Origin of the sequence: Hyphomicrobium sp. LHD-15, from assembly GCF_031157355.1 — a bacterium.
Taxonomy (GTDB): domain Bacteria; phylum Pseudomonadota; class Alphaproteobacteria; order Rhizobiales; family Hyphomicrobiaceae; genus Hyphomicrobium_C.
Genome location: NZ_JAVIFT010000006.1, coordinates 154,898 through 170,566, shown reverse-complemented (window position 1 = coordinate 170,566; position 15,669 = coordinate 154,898). Strand labels below are relative to the sequence as shown.

Sequence of the window (15,669 nt, the reverse complement as noted above, 5' to 3'; positions counted from 1 at the left end):
GAAGGCGCTCAAATCTTTGCGATAGAAGCTTTCGCTAGATCCCGGCTCTGCGCTCCGCTTTCGCCTCGCTTGGCCGGGATGACACCGCGCAGAGTGGCGCTCAGCCGCGGCCGCGATAGGGCGGGACGCCCTGGTCCGGCAGCCAGACGTCTTTCGGAAGATCGCCAGTCTGCCAGAACACGTCGATTGGAATGCCGCCGCGCGGATACCAATAGCCGCCGATGCGAAGAAAGCGCGGTTCGAGCAAGGCGGCGAGACGCTTGCCGATGGCTACCGTGCAATCCTCGTGGAAGGCGCCGTGGTTGCGGAACGAAGCCAGGTAGAGTTTCAGAGACTTGCTCTCGACAAGCCAATCGGCTGGCACGTAGTCGATCACGATATGCGCGAAATCCGGCTGCCCGGTGACGGGACAGAGGGATGTGAACTCGGGTGCGGTGAAACGGGCGACGTAGGCGGTGTCGGCATGAGGATTGGCGACGCGCTCCAGCAGCGCCTTCTCCGGGCTTTCCGGAATTTGCGAGGCGCCGCCCAGCAGCGTGATGCCCGTTGTTTCGCGACCCATCGCGCGTTGCTCCTCTGGAAGCTTTACTCTGCGGCGAGCGCTTTGGGGCGCGGCGTCCCGGTATAGATGCAGCCCTCATGGCAGCTGTCGCGCGAGACGTGGATTTCAGCGAGGCCGGGAACGCGGTTCTGCAGGCGGTTCCAGAGCCAGATCGAGATGCGCTCGAGGGTAGGGAATTCAAGGCCCTCGACTTCGTTCAAGAGGCGATGGTCGAGCGCGTCGTGGGCTTCGGCGATGGCGGCCGAGAGATCGTCGAAGTGAAACACGAGGCCGGTTTCTGCGTTCGGCTCGCCGTCGATGACGACGCGCGCGCGGAACGAATGGCCATGCACCCGCGAATTGGGGTGGCCGATGGGGGCCGACGGCAGGTAGTGAGCTGCCTCGAACAGGAATTCCTTATAGATGCGCATGGCGCTCAAATAAGGGATTTCCGCCCGAGATGCCACCCCCTGGGGTGAGGCAGGAGGCAGCGGGCAACGGGCAGGACGTTAACACTGCTGCTTGCCCGCCTTAAGGAATTCCGATCCGCTTGTGGGTTTGCACCGAAAGGCGCCAGAGGGGGTTGGCCTTGACGTAGGCCACCGCGGCGGCGGTGTTCTCGGCCAGGCGAGGGCCGTCCATGGGGCTCAGGAATCGGCGCGGGAAATCGAGGCCAGCCACGCTCTCAGGGGTGAGGTCGGCCTGGGGGTAAACCAGTTTCAGCTCGTCTCCCGCGGTCTGGCGGATCTCGGTGCCGGCTTTCGGGCTGACGCAGATCCAGTCGAGGCCTTGGGGGAGGGGCAGGGTGCCGTTGGTCTCGATGGCGATGGCAAAGCCATGCTCATGCAACGCATCGATCAGCGCGGGATCGACCTGGAGCGCCGGTTCTCCCCCCGTCAAGACAACGAAACGTTCGCCCGTGCCGCCCTGCCAGGCGGCGAGCACGGCACCGGCGAGATCGGAGGCCGTCCGGAACTTTCCGCCGCCGTCGCCGTCGGTGCCGACGAAATCGGTGTCGCAGAACGTGCACTGGGCCTGCTCGCGGTCCACCTCGCGGCCCGACCACAGATTGCAGCCCGCGAAGCGGCAAAACACGGCGGCGCGGCCGGCGTGGGTGCCCTCACCCTGCAACGTGTAGAAAATCTCTTTGACCGCATACATGGCACTGACCCGTGGGCTGTGCGCTGATCCCTAGAACCTCGCGGGCGGGTGTCAAGCGGCACATCGGCGCCGGCACGCTTCCTGCCTCCATTGAACCCGGATCCAGCCTTGCGCGTTTCCCATAACCTGGAGCGCAAAGCGAGGTTCAACATGCAGTGTCCGATTTGCGGAGCCGAGGCCGAGGATCTGTCGTCCGGAGATTTCGACGGCCTTATCGTGGGCTGCAAGAGATGCGGCCACTACGCCGTGGCAGACGGTGCGCTCAACGATTTTCTGAGACTGGATTTCGACGCGCGCGTTGCGGCGCTGAATGATGCGAAGGCCGCGGCTGATAGCGGCGCGAAGCCAGTGATTGCGACAGCCGTTCGAGTATGAGCTAAGCGGGCAGCGGCAGAATGATCCTGCCAACTGCCGGCTGCCTGCTGCCTCTTTGGTCTCAATGTCCCGACACTTCGCGGCGGCTCGCCTCAAACAGGAACCATAGGCGGCGCTCGGTTTCGTCGATCCAGACATCGAGCAGGCTCGAAGTCGCGTAGTCGCGATGCTCGTCGGTCAGGCCGTGGACCTCGCGCAAGCGCGCGATGAGGTTCTTATTGTCCTCGGCAAGTTCGGCCAGCATGCCTTCGGGATCCACGTAATCTGCGTCATTGTCTTTTACGTGCTGGAGGCGGCTGATTTGGCCGATGGAACGCAGCGTGGTGCCGCCAAGTTTGCGCACGCGCTCTGCGATGGGGTCGGTCATGGCAAAGATCTGTCCGCCTTGCTCGTCGAATAGCAGATGGTAGTCGCGGAAGTGGGGACCGCTGACGTGCCAGTGGAAATTCTTGGTCTTGAGATAGAGCGCGAATACGTCGGCCAGCAATTCGTTGAGGGCGCCAGTGAGGTCGCGGACGGCGTTGTCGCCAAGGTCGCTCGGCGTGGTGAGGGGGGCCTTGCGGCGTTCCGCGGCCTTTTTCAGATCGGGCTTCGTTTCTGCCATGGGGGGCTCCATCAGGTGGGGGCTATCGATCGCTAAGGTAGGGAGACGAGACGTGGAAAGGAAGCGTCCGGTTCCGCATAGCCTCATTGCGCCGTTAACGGTATGGGGCAGCCGGCTGCTGCTCGTCAGCCGGGCGAGGCGGGAGCCTTGTCGCCGTGCCAGATTTCCCAGCCGTTGGCGCGCAGCTCGCAAGCCGGGCAGGTGCCGCAGCCCCAGCCCCAAGCGTGGCGAAGCGTCCGATTGCCGAGATAGCAGGTGTGGGTCTCCTCGCGGATGAGGTCCACGAATGGCTGGCCGCCGAGTGCATCCGCCATGGCCCAGGTGCCCGCCTTGTCGACGTGCATCAGCGGCGTCTCGATCGTGAACGGCTTGTCGAGGCCAAGGGTGATGGCCTGCTCCTGGGCCCGGATGGTGTCGTTGCGGCAATCGGGGTAGCCGGAATAGTCGGTCTCGCACATGCCGGCGACGAGGACGTTCATGCCACGCCGGTAGGCGATCGCTGCGGCGTAAACGAAGAACAGGAGGTTGCGCCCCGGAACGAACGTAGACGGAAGACCGGCGCTGGTCAGCTCGATCTCGGTTTCTCGCGTGAGCGCGGTCTCACTGATGCGCCCCAATTCGCCGAGCTCGATCTCGTGGTCGGGGCCGAGGCGTTGGGCCCAGGCGGGAAATGTTTTTCGGATCGCATCGAGAACGACGCGGCGCTGGACAAGCTCCACCGCGTGACGCTGGCCGTAGGCGATGCCGAGGGTTTCGACGCGCTCATAGCGGTCGAGCGCCCAGGCCAGGCATACGGTACTGTCCTGGCCACCGGAGAAGAGAACCAGGGCGCTTCCTTCTTTGCTCATAAGTCTCACAAGCTCTTGCCGTCGAAATGCTTGATTGCCAGCGTATCGGCATCGATCTCATCAAGGCAGCGCACGTTGAGGGCCACCATTTCGGTGCCATCAGGCAGGCTGCCGCGGCCGAAGCTGCCGATGCCGCAGGCCGCGCAGAAAAGATGATGAATGACCTTCTTGCCGAATTGGTAGTCCTGTAGGACTTCGCTTCCGGAATGCAACGTGAAATCATGCACGGGAACGAACGCCAGCAGACCGCCAGAACGCCGGCAAAATGAGCAATTGCAGCTCATCGCCGCAGTAATGGCCGGGCTTTTTGCAGTATAGCGCACGGCGCCGCAGTGGCAGGAGCCATGGTATGTCAGGGCTTCGTCCATGGTTTGAGTGCCTTTGCTTCCTCAGGTTGTTGCGCGGGTGGGGTAGGAAGGCCTACCCAATGGGGTCTTTCCGTGCCTGGCGAACCCGGCTAAAACGCGCTCCGACCGGTTGTGTGATGCCTTCAATGGTCCATGCAACACCTATCCGTCCTCCCACAAAAAACTTTCTTCCATCATCCTCTCGAGGAACCGCTCATGACCGCCATCGTCGACATTCTCGGCCGCGAAATTCTGGACAGCCGCGGCAATCCGACCGTCGAGGTCGATGTCATGCTCGAGGACGGCTCCATGGGGCGGGCGGCGGTGCCTTCGGGCGCCTCGACGGGTGCCCACGAGGCGATCGAGCTGCGGGACGGGGATAGCAAGCGCTATCTCGGCAAGGGCGTGCAGAAGGCCGTCGATGCCGTCAACGGCGAGATCTCGGACGCGCTCATCGGGCTCGATGCGGAAGATCAGCGCGGGATCGATGCGGCGATGATCTCGCTCGACGATACCGAGAACAAGAGCCGCCTCGGCGCCAACGCCATTCTCGGCGTTTCGCTCGCGGCCGCAAAGGCCGCCGCGGAAGCCGCTTCGCTGCCACTCTACCGTTACGTCGGTGGCACCTCCGCCCACGTGCTGCCGGTGCCGATGATGAACATCATCAACGGCGGTGCGCATGCCGACAATCCGATCGACATCCAGGAATTCATGATCATGCCGGTTTCGGCGCCGACCGTTTCGGACGCGATCCGGGTCGGGGCCGAGATCTTCCATACGCTGAAGAAGGCCCTGAAGGACGCCGGCCACAACACCGGCATTGGCGACGAGGGCGGCTTTGCGCCCAACCTCAAGAGCGCCGACGAGGCCCTGAGCTTCATCATGAAGTCGATCGAGAAGGCCGGCTACAAGCCGGGCGAAGACGTGGTGCTGGCGCTCGATTGCGCTTCGACCGAGTTCTACAAGAACGGCAAGTACGAGCTCGCTGGCGAGGGCAAGAGCCTCGATAGCGCGGGCATGGTGCGCTACCTCGAAGACCTCGCAAAGCGCTTCCCGATCATTTCGATCGAGGATGGCATGGGCGAGGACGATTGGGCCGGCTGGAGGGCGCTGACGGACGCTATCGGCAAGAACGTACAGCTCGTTGGTGACGACCTCTTCGTGACCAACACCAAGCGTCTCGCACGCGGCATCAAGGCGGCGACGGCAAACTCGATCCTGGTCAAGGTCAACCAGATCGGCACGCTGACCGAGACGCTCGACGCCGTGTCGATGGCCCAGCGCGCGGGCTACACGGCCGTCATGTCTCATCGTTCGGGCGAGACCGAGGATTCGACGATTGCCGATCTCGCGGTCGCGACCAACTGCGGGCAGATCAAGACCGGCTCGCTCTGCCGCTCGGACCGGCTCGCGAAGTACAATCAGTTGATCCGTATCGAGGGCGAGCTGGGCGATGTCGCGGTCTATGCGGGCAAGAGCATCCTGCGCGGTGATCGCGCCGTGGCGTAAACGCCAAGGCCACGCGCGTGAAATTGCGGCGCCCTGCGACAGCAGCGGCGCCGTTTTCATTGCGGGATCTGATGGCCTTCCGAAATTCCGGGCCGGTACGGTGCTTTACCTCGTCTTAAGGTGATCCACGTAGGATCACTTCGTTCCCGGTTTCTCATAACGCGTAACGTCGAACATTCGTGCTGCGTCAGAAAACATATGATGGGCGAGCCAGGTCGCGGCAGGCGCTGGTGTTGCTTCTCTGCCTCGGATTGACGGCCTATTTCGCCTATCACACCTTGAACGGCCGCCACGGCCTCGAGGCGAGAGATCGGCTGCTGGAGCGCGAAAGCGTTCTGCAGTTCGAGATCCAAAGCCTCGAGGCCGTGCGCGCCAAACTCGAGCGTGATGTGGCGCTGTTGCGGCCGGATCTTCCCGACCCTGATTTCGTCGAAGAAATCGCCCGTGAGGTGCTCGGCTTCGCCGACCCACGGGATCGTGTCGTCGTGGACAATTCTCCCGCCGGATAGCCAAGTCGTTGCGCCCGGCCTTCTAACCCCTCTCGTCATCGCTCATGTTGTGCTTATGTTCGCGCTACGCGGACATTTCCTGCGCTGCCGATTCACGCCGCGGCCGATAGGGGCCGCGACGATCGGAGCGCGTGGGTCCGAAGCGATCACTGTGGTTTTTTGTGAAACCGATGATTCACGCTTCGGACTGATAAGGTCCGAAGCGATCATGGTCTACGCTCGCTTCGTTGCGCCGCAACATGAGTGATGCTGGCTTCGCGGCCATTCCGTCGTGTAAGTTTTGTCGTTCGATGGCAGAGATAGGGAGCTGATTGCGGCCCTGAGTCTCACGCCGAAGCCGACGTCCGGTCGCATCGGAAGCAGACGACCCGAAGTGCACGAGGAGCCAAGATGACGGGGAAACCTTTTGGTCCGGTTGATGGAGAGAACAGCTTGTTCTCGCCGGACGAAGAGGTTGCGGCCTATCGGGCGATGCTGTTGATCCGCCGTTTCGAGGAAAAGGCCGGTCAGCTCTATGCGCTGCAGGCGATCCACGGCGTCTGTCCGCTTTCGATCGGACAGGAGGCGTCCATCGTCGGCATGATGATGGCGGCGCGCGACACGGATCCCGTGATCACCGGCTACCGCACGCATGGCCCGCTTTTGGCGCGCGGCATCGATCCCAAGCGGGTCATGGCGGAACTGCTCGGCCGCAAGACCGGCATTGCCGGGGGTAATGGCGGAACGGTCAGGATGTTCGCGCCCGAGCAAAAGCTTTACGGCGGGCATGGGCGCGCCGGGCTCGGTGCCTCGATCGGCGCGGGCCTTGCCTTCGCGTCACGCTATCGCGGCGACGGCGCCGTCACGCTCTGCTTTTTCGGCGATGGGGCGGCCTCGCGCGGGCGGGTGGCAGAAGCCTACAGAATGGCGGCCCGGTGGTCGCTGCCGATCGTGTTCGTCATCGACAACAACACCGCGGCACCTGGCGCCAGCATTGCGCTGGGTCAGATCCCCTCCGCGCTGGCTTCAAGCGGTTCCTCCTCGGCCATTCCCGGCGAGCAGGTGGACGGTATCGATGTGCGGAGCGCGTTCGCTGCCGGCCGCCGCGCCATTGCACGCGCGCGTCAGGGGGGAGGCCCGACCATCCTCGAAATGCTGACCTATCGCTATCGCGGCCATGGTGGCGGACCAGCGCGTGCTGGTGCCTCCGAGCGGCGCATCGAGGACGCCGATCCCGTGTCGAAGGCAAGGAGCCGCATCCTGGCATCTTCCATTTTGAGCGCCGAGGCGCTGAAGGCGCTCGAAAAGGAAATCAAGGAAACAGTCACGGCGGCGGCTGCGGCGGCTCGGGCGGCACCTGTGCCAGATCCAGCCAATCTCTTCGCATTCGTCGAGGCATGAGGTGCCCCATGCGTCGCGAAATTCTCATGCCGCCGGTGACGCCGTCGATGACGGACGGAAAGATTTCGCGCTGGCACGTCGCGGAAGGGCAGGCGGTGGCCGCGGGCGATCTCCTGGTCGAGATCGCGACCTCCAGTGCAACCGTCGAGATCGAGGCGGAAGACGAGGGGCGGGTCGAACGCATCCTGTTTCCGGCCGGGACCGAAGGCGTGAAGGTCAACACGCCGATCGCCATTCTGCTCAATGCCGCGCGTGACGCGCAGCGTTCGTCGCTGGGGCAGCCGCTTTCCTTCGCCGCGCTCGAACCGTTGCCGGAGCCATCGAGGACTGCCGCGCGCCCTGCCGCCGCGCACCTGGAAGGCAACGACTTGAGCTACCGCGAGGCGTTGCGCGATGCGCTCGCCGACGAGATGCGGCGCGACAAGGATGTGTTCCTGATCGGCGTCGATGTCGCCCAAAACAGAGGGGCGCCGAAAGTCGCGCAGGGACTGCTCGATGCGTTCGGTCCGTCGCGCGTGGTTTCGGTGTCGTCGATCGAGGAGGCCGTACTCGGTATTGCGGTCGGGGCTGCGTACGCGGGATTGAAGCCGGTCGTGGAGCTTCCATCTTGGGGGGCCTCGTTCGAGGCGTGGGCGCCTTACGTGGCGAGTGCTGCCGAGACGTTCTATCTTTCTGGCGGACGCCTGCCCGTGCCGATCGTGCTGCGGGGGCCGAATGGGTTCGCTCCAGGGCTGACCGGGCAGGACGCGCGTTGCGTCGCCGCGCAACTCGCGCAGATCCCTGGGCTCAAGGTCGCCCAGCCGGCGACTGCGTCCGCAGCTTACGGGCTGCTCGCGGCTGCGATCCGGGATCCCGGCCCCGTCGCCGTGCTCGAGCATGATCAGCTTTACGCGGTCCGCGGGCCGGCCGAGCCTGAGGAGGTGGTGGCGCTCGGCGTGGCGCGGGTTCGGCGGGCCGGAACGGACGTGACCCTCGCGGCAGCCGGTCGCGCGGTGCTGCTCGCGCTCGAAGCCGCAAGCTTGCTCAGCGCAGAGGGCGTCGAGGCGGAGGTCGTCGATCTGATGAGCGTGCGTCCGCTCGATCGGGATGCGGTCGCGGCCTCGGTGCTGAGGACCGGGCGGCTGGTGACGCTCGAAGACGGCTGGGGTGACGGCGGGATCGGAGCTGAGCTTGTGGCATCGATCGTCGAGCGCTGCTTCGGCGCGCTCAAGCGCGCGCCGGTAAGGCTTGCCGGCGCCGGGGTGCCGATGCCCTATGCGTCCGAGCTGCAGGCGCTCGCCCTTCCTACCGCGAAGCAGGCATTTCAAGCCATTCTGGCGACGGTGCGGGGCGCGTAACACGCGCTTATCGTCGGATTGTCCAGCTTCCTCAATGATTTCGGGCCGAGGTCATGCGGCTCCCCGTCTGAAGATCTGCATCGAATCGATTCGCCAGCCCGAAATACAGCGTTTTGCTTTTTGGTTTTACTGACAACACCTTGGATGCCTTGTGGCTTGCTCGCCACGGGGGCCTGCTTTCCACAGATTCGGGTCTGTCAATTTGGCCAATACACCGGCATTTTACGTAGGTCTTCTTGTTACGAGCTCGGCTTCGCCCTTAGACCTGGAGCACGTACAGGCAACACAGGCCACGGCAGTACGTCACGGGGGACATCATGAAGAAATCGCCAGCACTCGCCATTGCTGCACTCGGCGCAACGCTTCTCGCCGGCTGCTCGTCGGACGGCAACCTTTTCGGTTCGTCGCTGACAACTCAATCGATCGGCACGAACGCCAGCACAACGGCTGTCGCGGCAGCGCCGCGGGTCGATCCGGCCTGCTACTCGCTCTCGCAGCGCATCGACACGCTGCGCAAGGATGGGCTGACCGATCGCCTGGAGAAGGCTTCGGTCGGCAAGTCGTCGACGGTGCAGATCAAGCGCGTCTCGCTCGCGCAGGCCGCTGAGCTCGACAAGGCCAACGCCGAATTCCAGGCCAAGTGCTCGGCCTTCGGTCCGAGGCCGCCGGCTCAGACGACCGCGCAGGTCGCGCCCGGGACACCGGCCACGAATTCTTCGCAGGTGGTCTCCGCGACGGCTCCGCCGGTCGTGCAGCAAAACCGCTGATCTTTCGGCGGGTCGTCCTGATTTCCGCATAAGCCGGGCCGGACGCGTTGTCCGTACCGCGTGAATCCGACAGCCGAGTTCTGTCCGCCGGTCCCCCGTGCTGGACAGAGTTCGGCTGTTCCGCGTAGGGTTCCGGATAGCGTATCGGCAGGGGCTGTGACCCGTAGACGTTACTGCTGCAGGTCGGCCACACTTTTGCGCGAAAGGCCTGCTTAGAGCGGGCAGGGGTTCAACTGATTTGCCGAACACCCTACCTTGTCTGTCGATGCTACTTCGAGAGGGCTTTCGATCCATGATTGCGATGATGCGCGGAGGCGCATTTCGTCTTGCCGTGTTGGGCGCGCTGGGCGTTGCCGTATCGGCTGGCGGCTGCGCGTCCGGTGGCGGCAGCGGACCGACCAGCAAGGCGTTGGCGAATGGCGAGTCTTGCGGCTCAATCAAGCAGCAGTTGAACCGGCTCGATGCCAAGGGCGTGCCGTCCTCGGTGCAGGCTGAAGCGTCGGGCAAGAAGATCAGCCCGGCCCAGAAGGCCGATGCCGACCTCTACAACCGCCTTTTGAACGACTATCTCGGCGCACGCTGCCACGTCTGATCCGCTGCTGCATTGGTGCGGGGCGCGTTCTAGCCTCTGTAACCGTTGCGGTTTTTTGGGCGTTTGGTCGCCGTGGGACTGTGGTCCCACTTTTTCGCGAACCTTGTACTCTTCCGATGTAAATTCCGCCGAAGTCCGGTGCCTTGATGCGTCAGTGATTCACGCGTCAGGCTCAAAGGGCGCGGAGCAGTCATGGTCTGAAAGACTTATGGCCTTTAAGGCCGGTCGGTAGAGGTTAGGGGAGCATTCGATGGACTACGTACAATTCGCGAGCGACAACAAGGCCTGGATCATCATGATCCTGAACGGCCTGGTCGCGGGCTGGCTGGCTGGGCTTTTGCTTGGCGGCGGCGGACTGATCCGCAACCTCCTGGTCGGTTTGATCGGCGCAGTGCTCGGCGGCTATCTGGTTTCCGCCGGCTTGCTCACCGTGCCCTACGATTTCGACGCCATCATCCCTTATGGCAACCAGATCGCGGTTTCGACGGTTGGTGCGCTGATCGTGGTCATCGTGGCCCGCTTCCTCGGCGGGCGCTGAAAAGGCCCGCGCTACCCCTAAAGTCGGAACGGCCCTGGGTTATCGTCGACTTGCGTAGCCTCGCATCGGCGACGATCCGAGGCTAAACTCGTGTCAGAGCGAGTCCGGCAGAGGACGGTCATGGTCACACTCATCGACACGCGGGCGCCACGCGACGGCGCCCAGCGCCCGCGTCACCCCGAGAAGGCGCATCGGCCGGACAAGCCGATGCTGCCGAAGCCGCCGTGGATCCGCGTGCGCGCGCCTTCGTCCGACGGGTTTCTCGCGACGCGTGCGATCGTGCGCCAGAATGGCCTTGCGACGGTCTGCGAGGAGGCGGGTTGCCCGAACATCGGCGAGTGCTGGCAGAAGCGCCATGCCACGATGATGATCATGGGCGAGATCTGCACGCGGGCGTGCGCGTTCTGCAACGTGACGACCGGGCGACCTTTGCCGCTCGATGCGGGTGAACCTCAGCGCGTGGCGGAGGCGGTGGCGACCCTCGGCCTTGAACACGTGGTCATCACGTCGGTTGACCGGGACGATCTCGAGGACGGCGGAGCCGTGCATTTCGGTTCGGTGATCAGCGAAGTGCGGCGGCGCGCGCCAGATACCAGCATCGAGGTGCTGATCCCGGATTTCCTGCGCAAGGATGGCGCGCTCGTGCACGTCGTCGAGGCGCGGCCGGACGTGCTCAATCACAATCTCGAAACGGTGCCGGGTCTCTACGTGCGCATTCGGCCGGGGGCGCGCTATTTCCATTCGCTGCGGCTTTTGCAGCAGGCCAAGGAAATCGATCCGTCGCTGTTCACGAAATCCGGCCTGATGGTCGGTTTTGGCGAAACGCGTGACGAAATCCTGCAGGTGATGGACGATCTGCGTTCGGCGGATGTGGATTTCCTGACCATCGGGCAGTATCTGGCGCCGTCAGCGAAACACGCCGAGGTCAAGCGCTACGTTCCGCCGGAGGAGTTCGAGGATCTGCGCCGGGTCGCGCTCGCAAAGGGCTTTCTCGTCGTGGCGTCGAGCCCGATGACGCGGTCTTCGTATCATGCGGGCGACGATTTCCGCCGCCTCAAGGCTGCGCGGGCCGGCGGGATTGCCAAGGCCTGATCGCAGTCGCCCCCCTCAAGTCAAGCATCCAGGATTGATCTCTTGCCGAGTTTCCGCACCGTTCGCCGCGTGTCGTTCACGTCCGAGCAGATGTTCGATGTCGTGGCCGATGTCGAACGCTATCCCGAGTTTCTGCCGCTGTGCGAAGGGCTCGTCGTGCATGAGCGCAAAGCCGGCGAGGCGGGAGAAGAGCTCAGGGCGACGATGACGGTCGGCTACAAGGCCATCACCGAGCGCTTCACGACGCATGTCGTGCTGGACCGGGCGCAGAACCTGATCCGGGTGCGTAATCTCGACGGGCCGTTTACTCACCTCGAAAACCAATGGCGGTTCGTGGCTGCGGGCGACGGGTGCGACGTGCATTTCGCAATCGACTACGCGTTTCGCTCGGCGATGCTATCGCTGATCGTCGGGGCGGCGTTCGACAAGGCGGTGCGCAGCTATACCGATGCGTTCGAAGCGCGGGCCCGGACGCTCTACGGATCCCCTGCCGGCGCGTGAAAGCCTGGAGCATGATCGCCTTTCTTTGAATCGCAATCACGCTCCAGTTTTTTGACGCGACCGATGATTCACGCTTCGGACTGATAAGGTCCGAAGCGATCATGGTCGCGTCAATCTCAGTTGATGGCTTTGTCTCGGTTGCGGGCGCTGTCGAGACCCGAGGCGGTGTCGAGACCGGTGACGCCGGTGAGCTTCGCGCTGTCGAGATCGGCGTGGCTGAGGTCGGCGCCCGCCAGGTTGGCGCCGGTCAGATCGGCATGGCTGAGGTCGGCATTCTTGAGCTTCGCGCCGGCGAGATTGGCGCCCTTGAGGTTTGCGAAGCGGAATGAGACGTGCGTGAGATTGGCGCCCGAGAGGTCGGTGCCGCTCATGTCGGCGGAATCGAGCCGCGAGCGCCAAAGAACCTCGATGAAGCCGCTGTCGTTTGCGGGGGCCAGCGTTACGCCCGCCATCTTGGCCCCGGAAAAATTGCCGCCGATGAAAACGCCGAACATGCGCACTTTGGTGAGGTCGGCACCGATAAAACTCGGGGCTTCTCCGGTGCTGCTGCCGTCGAAAGTCGTGGCAGTCGTTGGGCGCAGCAGGCTCGCGCCGGCAAGGTTGGCGCGATCGAAGCGGGTGCCGATGGCGTTGATGCGGTCGAGCTTCGCGGAGCGGAGATCGGTATCGCTCAAATCTGCGCCGCTGAGATCGGCGCCGAACAGGTTTGCTTCGGAAAGACGGGCCTTCTTGAAGGCAAGGCCGGCGAGATCGAGGCCTTCAAGATCGCGGCCGCTGAAATCGATGCTCGCGCCTGCGGCGGCCTTGTAGAGCTGTTCAGTGATCTGGCGTGCGGTGAAGTCAGCGGCGTGGCTCGGCGCTGCCATTAGGGCGAAGAGGCCAGACGCGAGGAGCGGCAGCGAGGCGGAACGCAGGAAGCTCGGCAAGGCGCACCTCTGTGCTGAAGGCCCATCACTGGCGAAGGCAACAGGCGCGCATGGTAGCGGCGGAGCCTTTGCCTGACCATCACGCATTACGTAAGGGATCGGCAAAAGGATCTGTGCCTTTGAGACCGATGTTTCACGCTCCGGACTGGTAGGGTTCGAAGCGATCATGGTCTGGGGCTCAAGCGCGGATTGCGTGCTCCAGGATGGTAAGGGCCTCGGCAACGGTGTTGGCGCGGATCGTGGCGCGATCGAGATCGCCGAAGCGGAATTCATGGGCCACGGCGGGAAGTCCGCGGGCTGCCAAGCCAATGTAAACGAGACCGACCGGCTTTAACGCCGATCCGCCTCCAGGGCCTGCGATGCCGGTTACCGAGAGCGCGATATCGGCTGCGGATGCGCGGAGCGCGCCCCTGGCCATCGCCTCAGCCACCTCGGCGCTCACCGCGCCATGCCGGTAGAGGGTTTCGAAGTCGACGCCCAGATCGCCAAGTTTGGCTGCATTGGAGTAGGTGACGAAACCTCGCTCGAAGACGTCGGAGGCGCCGGCCACCTCGGTGAAGGTGGCTGCGATTAGCCCGCCGGTGCAGCTCTCGGCGGTTGCCAGCTTCCATCCGCGGGCGCGCAGCACTGCGATCAGCCGTTCGGCTTTCGGCATGAGATCGGTGGTTTGCATGGCTCTCCAGTCGTGCCGGGCGAGGCTTTCCCAAAAGCAAACGAGGTGCGCCTTGCGGCGCACCTCGTCGAGAGTAGTCAAATCCGATTGCCGCGCGCAACGCGCGCGTCCGGTTATTCCGCGATCAGCTTTTCGGCGAGGCGAAGCAGGTCGTCGAGCTTAGCGCGGGTATCGACACCCATCATCGCGACCGAGCGTGCCTGGGCCGCCTGCCAAACCGGATAGGCGTCTTTCAGCACGGCCTGGCCCTTCGGCGTCAGGTGAAGGCCACGTCCGCGGCGTCCGGCCGGCGGATCCATGATGATCATGCCGAGCGCGAGGAGGCGCTTCAGATTGCGCGAGAGAGTCGACTTCTCGATGTCGAGCTCGTGGCCGATCTCGACGGCGGTGATGCCGTCGCGCGAAGCGAGCTGGGCGAGCAGCGTGTACTGGCTCGCGGTAATGCCGAGCGGGCGCATGGCGTCGTCGTAAAGACGCGTGATGATGCGCGAGAGCTGACGGACGCGCGTTGCCAAGCAGGTCGCGGACGTCGTTTCGGCGATGTCGGCGATATTGGCGCCACCGGACTGCTCCGTCGCAGGACGCTCGAGAGTATGCATCAGATTCATGGAGTTAGCCCCCGTATCGCTTTTGGTCATACAACCACCTGACACGGTGATGGCGCGATTCTGCACGGGGGGTCAACGCGCGCCTCGCTCACGGCTGAGGATAAGGCGGCTGCTCGCGGCAGCCTATGCGCCGGACCTTAAGCGATGCTGGTCTCAGAGCGGCAGCAGAACGGTCGCCGTGGCAAGGGCGGCGATGCCCTCCTTGCGCCCGGTAAATCCCAGTCGTTCCGTGGTGGTTGCCTTGACGGCCACGCGACCGACCTCGATCCCCAGCATGTCGGCGATTGCCGCCCGGATGGCGTCGCGATGGGGGCCGATCCGTGGCTCTTCGCACAGGACGGTGAGGTCGACGTTGGTAATCCGTCCGCCACGGGCGGCGATGCGTTTGGCGGCGTCCTCAACGAACAGGCGCGAGCGCGCGCCTTTCCAGGCCGGATCGGACGGCGGAAAGTGCTGGCCGATGTCGCCGTCGCCGATGGCACCGAGCAGGGCATCGGTCAAGGCGTGCAGCGGGGCATCGGCGTCGGAGTGTCCGAGGAGGCCCTTGTCGTGCGGGATTTGCACGCCGCCGAGCCAGACATGATCGCCCGCGCAGAAGGCGTGGACGTCGAAGCCGGTGCCGGTGCGAGGCTCCCAGGCCGGCGTTTCGGGCCTCAAAAGGCGTTCGGCCATCTGCATGTCCTCGGGCGTGGTGAGCTTGAAGTTGCGGCTAGCGCCTGGAACCAGGGCGACCTTCAGGCCGGCCCATTCGGCAATCGCGGCGTCGTCGGTGAAATCCTCGCGTCCGTCGTCGGCGGCCCGGACGTGTGCGGCCAAGATCGATGGAAACCGGAAGCCTTGTGGGGTTTGCGCCTTCCAGAGGCCGGCGCGGGGAACTGTTTCGGCAATCGCGGCGGCACCGTCATCGCGCTTCAGGGTGTCCGACAGCGGCTCGGCGGCGATGGCGCCCTCGTGGGTATCGAGAGCTGCCAAGACGCGCGCCACGATGTCCGGTGTCACGAACGGGCGGGCCGCATCGTGAATCAGGACGTGCTCGGGTGCGGCGGTCGCGAGGGCTTCGAGACCGAGGCGCACCGACTCCTGCCGCGTCGCGCCTCCCAACACAGGAGGAGCCAGCTTGGACGATACGCCGGTGGTGCTGGCTGCGTACAAGGCCCGGTCGTCGGGGTGGATGACGACGACGATGGCGCCGACGGCCGGGCAGGCGTCAAAGGCGGCAAGCGTGTGCGCAAGCACGGGGCGGCCCGCGAGCGGTGCATACTGCTTGGGCTGGATGAGGTCGCGCGCGGCGCGAGCACCGCGGCCGGCGGCGACAATCAGGGCAACTGCAGTCACGAAAGCGTCCCGAAAAGGGGTTCAGT

General features: G+C 64.3%; 20 protein-coding genes. 10 read left to right on the top strand and 10 right to left on the bottom strand.

The features are described from left to right. Window positions 1–100 precede the first annotated feature (100 nt). The 3 genes from queF to queE all read right to left on the bottom strand — a co-directional run bounded on the left by queF (window position 101) and on the right by queE (window position 1,702). Window positions 101–562, bottom strand: coding sequence for a preQ(1) synthase (gene queF, locus RCO24_RS16960; protein WP_308963786.1), 462 nt, complete (start codon window positions 560–562; stop codon window positions 101–103). A gap of 23 nt (window positions 563–585) precedes the next feature. After that, on the bottom strand, window positions 586–972 hold the full coding sequence (locus tag RCO24_RS16955) for a 6-carboxytetrahydropterin synthase (protein WP_308963785.1): 387 nt from the start codon (window positions 970–972) through the stop codon (window positions 586–588). Window positions 973–1,072: 100 nt separating this feature from the next. Next, on the bottom strand, window positions 1,073–1,702 hold the full coding sequence (gene queE / locus RCO24_RS16950; protein WP_308963784.1) for a 7-carboxy-7-deazaguanine synthase: 630 nt from the start codon (window positions 1,700–1,702) through the stop codon (window positions 1,073–1,075). Window positions 1,703–1,852: 150 nt separating this feature from the next. Between queE and RCO24_RS16945 the strand changes: the two genes are divergently transcribed. Further along, a complete protein-coding gene (locus tag RCO24_RS16945; protein ID WP_308963782.1) occupies window positions 1,853–2,077 on the top strand; it encodes a hypothetical protein in 225 nt (74 codons plus the stop codon). Window positions 2,078–2,138: 61 nt separating this feature from the next. Here the strand turns inward: RCO24_RS16945 and RCO24_RS16940 are convergent, their stop codons facing one another. The 3 genes from RCO24_RS16940 to RCO24_RS16930 form a co-directional block, all read right to left on the bottom strand. Next, window positions 2,139–2,681, bottom strand: a complete 543-nt coding sequence (locus RCO24_RS16940; protein WP_308963779.1) for a DNA starvation/stationary phase protection protein — start codon at window positions 2,679–2,681, stop codon at window positions 2,139–2,141. A gap of 125 nt (window positions 2,682–2,806) precedes the next feature. Beyond that, window positions 2,807–3,529 carry a 7-cyano-7-deazaguanine synthase QueC gene (queC, locus tag RCO24_RS16935; RefSeq protein WP_308963778.1) on the bottom strand — a complete coding sequence of 241 codons (723 nt, stop codon included), beginning with the start codon at window positions 3,527–3,529 and terminating at the stop codon, window positions 2,807–2,809. Window positions 3,530–3,534: 5 nt separating this feature from the next. Further along, window positions 3,535–3,897 (bottom strand): GFA family protein, encoded by a 363-nt coding sequence (locus RCO24_RS16930; RefSeq protein WP_308963776.1) that lies wholly within the window; start codon window positions 3,895–3,897, stop codon window positions 3,535–3,537. Between the two features lie 195 nt (window positions 3,898–4,092). Between RCO24_RS16930 and eno the strand changes: the two genes are divergently transcribed. From eno to RCO24_RS16885, 9 genes are all read left to right on the top strand, one after another. Further along, window positions 4,093–5,385 carry a phosphopyruvate hydratase gene (gene eno / locus RCO24_RS16925; RefSeq protein ID WP_308963773.1) on the top strand — a complete coding sequence of 431 codons (1,293 nt, stop codon included), beginning with the start codon at window positions 4,093–4,095 and terminating at the stop codon, window positions 5,383–5,385. 179 nt (window positions 5,386–5,564) lie between these two features. Beyond that, window positions 5,565–5,894: a septum formation initiator family protein gene (locus RCO24_RS16920; protein WP_308963771.1), complete on the top strand. Its 330-nt coding sequence runs from the start codon at window positions 5,565–5,567 to the stop codon at window positions 5,892–5,894. Between the two features lie 390 nt (window positions 5,895–6,284). After that, window positions 6,285–7,274, top strand: coding sequence for a thiamine pyrophosphate-dependent enzyme (locus tag RCO24_RS16915; protein WP_308963769.1), 990 nt, complete (start codon window positions 6,285–6,287; stop codon window positions 7,272–7,274). A gap of 8 nt (window positions 7,275–7,282) precedes the next feature. Beyond that, window positions 7,283–8,611 carry a pyruvate dehydrogenase complex E1 component subunit beta gene (locus RCO24_RS16910; protein ID WP_308963768.1) on the top strand — a complete coding sequence of 443 codons (1,329 nt, stop codon included), beginning with the start codon at window positions 7,283–7,285 and terminating at the stop codon, window positions 8,609–8,611. A gap of 317 nt (window positions 8,612–8,928) precedes the next feature. Then, the gene (locus tag RCO24_RS16905) at window positions 8,929–9,378 is read left to right on the top strand and encodes a hypothetical protein (protein ID WP_308963766.1); all 450 of its coding nucleotides are present in this window, start codon (window positions 8,929–8,931) and stop codon (window positions 9,376–9,378) included. A gap of 292 nt (window positions 9,379–9,670) precedes the next feature. Next, entirely contained in the window at window positions 9,671–9,970 is a 300-nt protein-coding gene (locus RCO24_RS16900; protein WP_308963764.1) for a hypothetical protein, read from the top strand. A gap of 250 nt (window positions 9,971–10,220) precedes the next feature. After that, window positions 10,221–10,508 carry a GlsB/YeaQ/YmgE family stress response membrane protein gene (locus RCO24_RS16895; RefSeq protein WP_308963762.1) on the top strand — a complete coding sequence of 96 codons (288 nt, stop codon included), beginning with the start codon at window positions 10,221–10,223 and terminating at the stop codon, window positions 10,506–10,508. A gap of 120 nt (window positions 10,509–10,628) precedes the next feature. After that, entirely contained in the window at window positions 10,629–11,600 is a 972-nt protein-coding gene (gene lipA, locus RCO24_RS16890) for a lipoyl synthase (protein ID WP_308963761.1), read from the top strand. Between the two features lie 42 nt (window positions 11,601–11,642). Next, window positions 11,643–12,101 carry a type II toxin-antitoxin system RatA family toxin gene (locus RCO24_RS16885; protein ID WP_308963760.1) on the top strand — a complete coding sequence of 153 codons (459 nt, stop codon included), beginning with the start codon at window positions 11,643–11,645 and terminating at the stop codon, window positions 12,099–12,101. Window positions 12,102–12,217: 116 nt separating this feature from the next. Here the strand turns inward: RCO24_RS16885 and RCO24_RS16880 are convergent, their stop codons facing one another. From RCO24_RS16880 to RCO24_RS16865, 4 genes are all read right to left on the bottom strand, one after another. Next, window positions 12,218–13,027 carry a pentapeptide repeat-containing protein gene (locus tag RCO24_RS16880; RefSeq protein ID WP_308963758.1) on the bottom strand — a complete coding sequence of 270 codons (810 nt, stop codon included), beginning with the start codon at window positions 13,025–13,027 and terminating at the stop codon, window positions 12,218–12,220. A gap of 178 nt (window positions 13,028–13,205) precedes the next feature. Continuing rightward, a complete protein-coding gene (locus tag RCO24_RS16875; RefSeq protein ID WP_308963757.1) occupies window positions 13,206–13,700 on the bottom strand; it encodes a CinA family protein in 495 nt (164 codons plus the stop codon). A 113-nt stretch (window positions 13,701–13,813) separates the two neighbouring features. Further along, window positions 13,814–14,338 (bottom strand): MarR family winged helix-turn-helix transcriptional regulator, encoded by a 525-nt coding sequence (locus RCO24_RS16870; protein ID WP_308963755.1) that lies wholly within the window; start codon window positions 14,336–14,338, stop codon window positions 13,814–13,816. A 123-nt stretch (window positions 14,339–14,461) separates the two neighbouring features. Beyond that, the gene (locus RCO24_RS16865; RefSeq protein WP_308963753.1) at window positions 14,462–15,643 is read right to left on the bottom strand and encodes a bifunctional 2-C-methyl-D-erythritol 4-phosphate cytidylyltransferase/2-C-methyl-D-erythritol 2,4-cyclodiphosphate synthase; all 1,182 of its coding nucleotides are present in this window, start codon (window positions 15,641–15,643) and stop codon (window positions 14,462–14,464) included. Between the last annotated feature and the right edge of the window lie 26 nt (window positions 15,644–15,669).

Excerpts from the sequence above, each read along its gene's own strand:
- RCO24_RS16930 (WP_308963776.1), bottom strand. The coding sequence starts at position 3,897 with ATGGACGAAGCCCTGACATACCATGGCTCCTGCCACTGCGGCGCCGTG.
- RCO24_RS16940 (WP_308963779.1), bottom strand. The coding sequence starts at position 2,681 with ATGGCAGAAACGAAGCCCGATCTGAAAAAGGCCGCGGAACGCCGCAAG.
- RCO24_RS16875 (WP_308963757.1), bottom strand. The coding sequence starts at position 13,700 with ATGCAAACCACCGATCTCATGCCGAAAGCCGAACGGCTGATCGCAGTG.
- RCO24_RS16870 (WP_308963755.1), bottom strand. The coding sequence starts at position 14,338 with ATGACCAAAAGCGATACGGGGGCTAACTCCATGAATCTGATGCATACT.
- queF (WP_308963786.1), bottom strand. The coding sequence starts at position 562 with ATGGGTCGCGAAACAACGGGCATCACGCTGCTGGGCGGCGCCTCGCAA.
- RCO24_RS16945 (WP_308963782.1), top strand. The coding sequence starts at position 1,853 with ATGCAGTGTCCGATTTGCGGAGCCGAGGCCGAGGATCTGTCGTCCGGA.
- lipA (WP_308963761.1), top strand. The coding sequence starts at position 10,629 with ATGGTCACACTCATCGACACGCGGGCGCCACGCGACGGCGCCCAGCGC.
- eno (WP_308963773.1), top strand. The coding sequence starts at position 4,093 with ATGACCGCCATCGTCGACATTCTCGGCCGCGAAATTCTGGACAGCCGC.
- queE (WP_308963784.1), bottom strand. The coding sequence starts at position 1,702 with ATGTATGCGGTCAAAGAGATTTTCTACACGTTGCAGGGTGAGGGCACC.
- RCO24_RS16915 (WP_308963769.1), top strand. The coding sequence starts at position 6,285 with ATGACGGGGAAACCTTTTGGTCCGGTTGATGGAGAGAACAGCTTGTTC.
- RCO24_RS16955 (WP_308963785.1), bottom strand. The coding sequence starts at position 972 with ATGCGCATCTATAAGGAATTCCTGTTCGAGGCAGCTCACTACCTGCCG.
- RCO24_RS16905 (WP_308963766.1), top strand. The coding sequence starts at position 8,929 with ATGAAGAAATCGCCAGCACTCGCCATTGCTGCACTCGGCGCAACGCTT.
- RCO24_RS16910 (WP_308963768.1), top strand. The coding sequence starts at position 7,283 with ATGCGTCGCGAAATTCTCATGCCGCCGGTGACGCCGTCGATGACGGAC.
- RCO24_RS16895 (WP_308963762.1), top strand. The coding sequence starts at position 10,221 with ATGGACTACGTACAATTCGCGAGCGACAACAAGGCCTGGATCATCATG.
- queC (WP_308963778.1), bottom strand. The coding sequence starts at position 3,529 with ATGAGCAAAGAAGGAAGCGCCCTGGTTCTCTTCTCCGGTGGCCAGGAC.
- RCO24_RS16900 (WP_308963764.1), top strand. The coding sequence starts at position 9,671 with ATGATTGCGATGATGCGCGGAGGCGCATTTCGTCTTGCCGTGTTGGGC.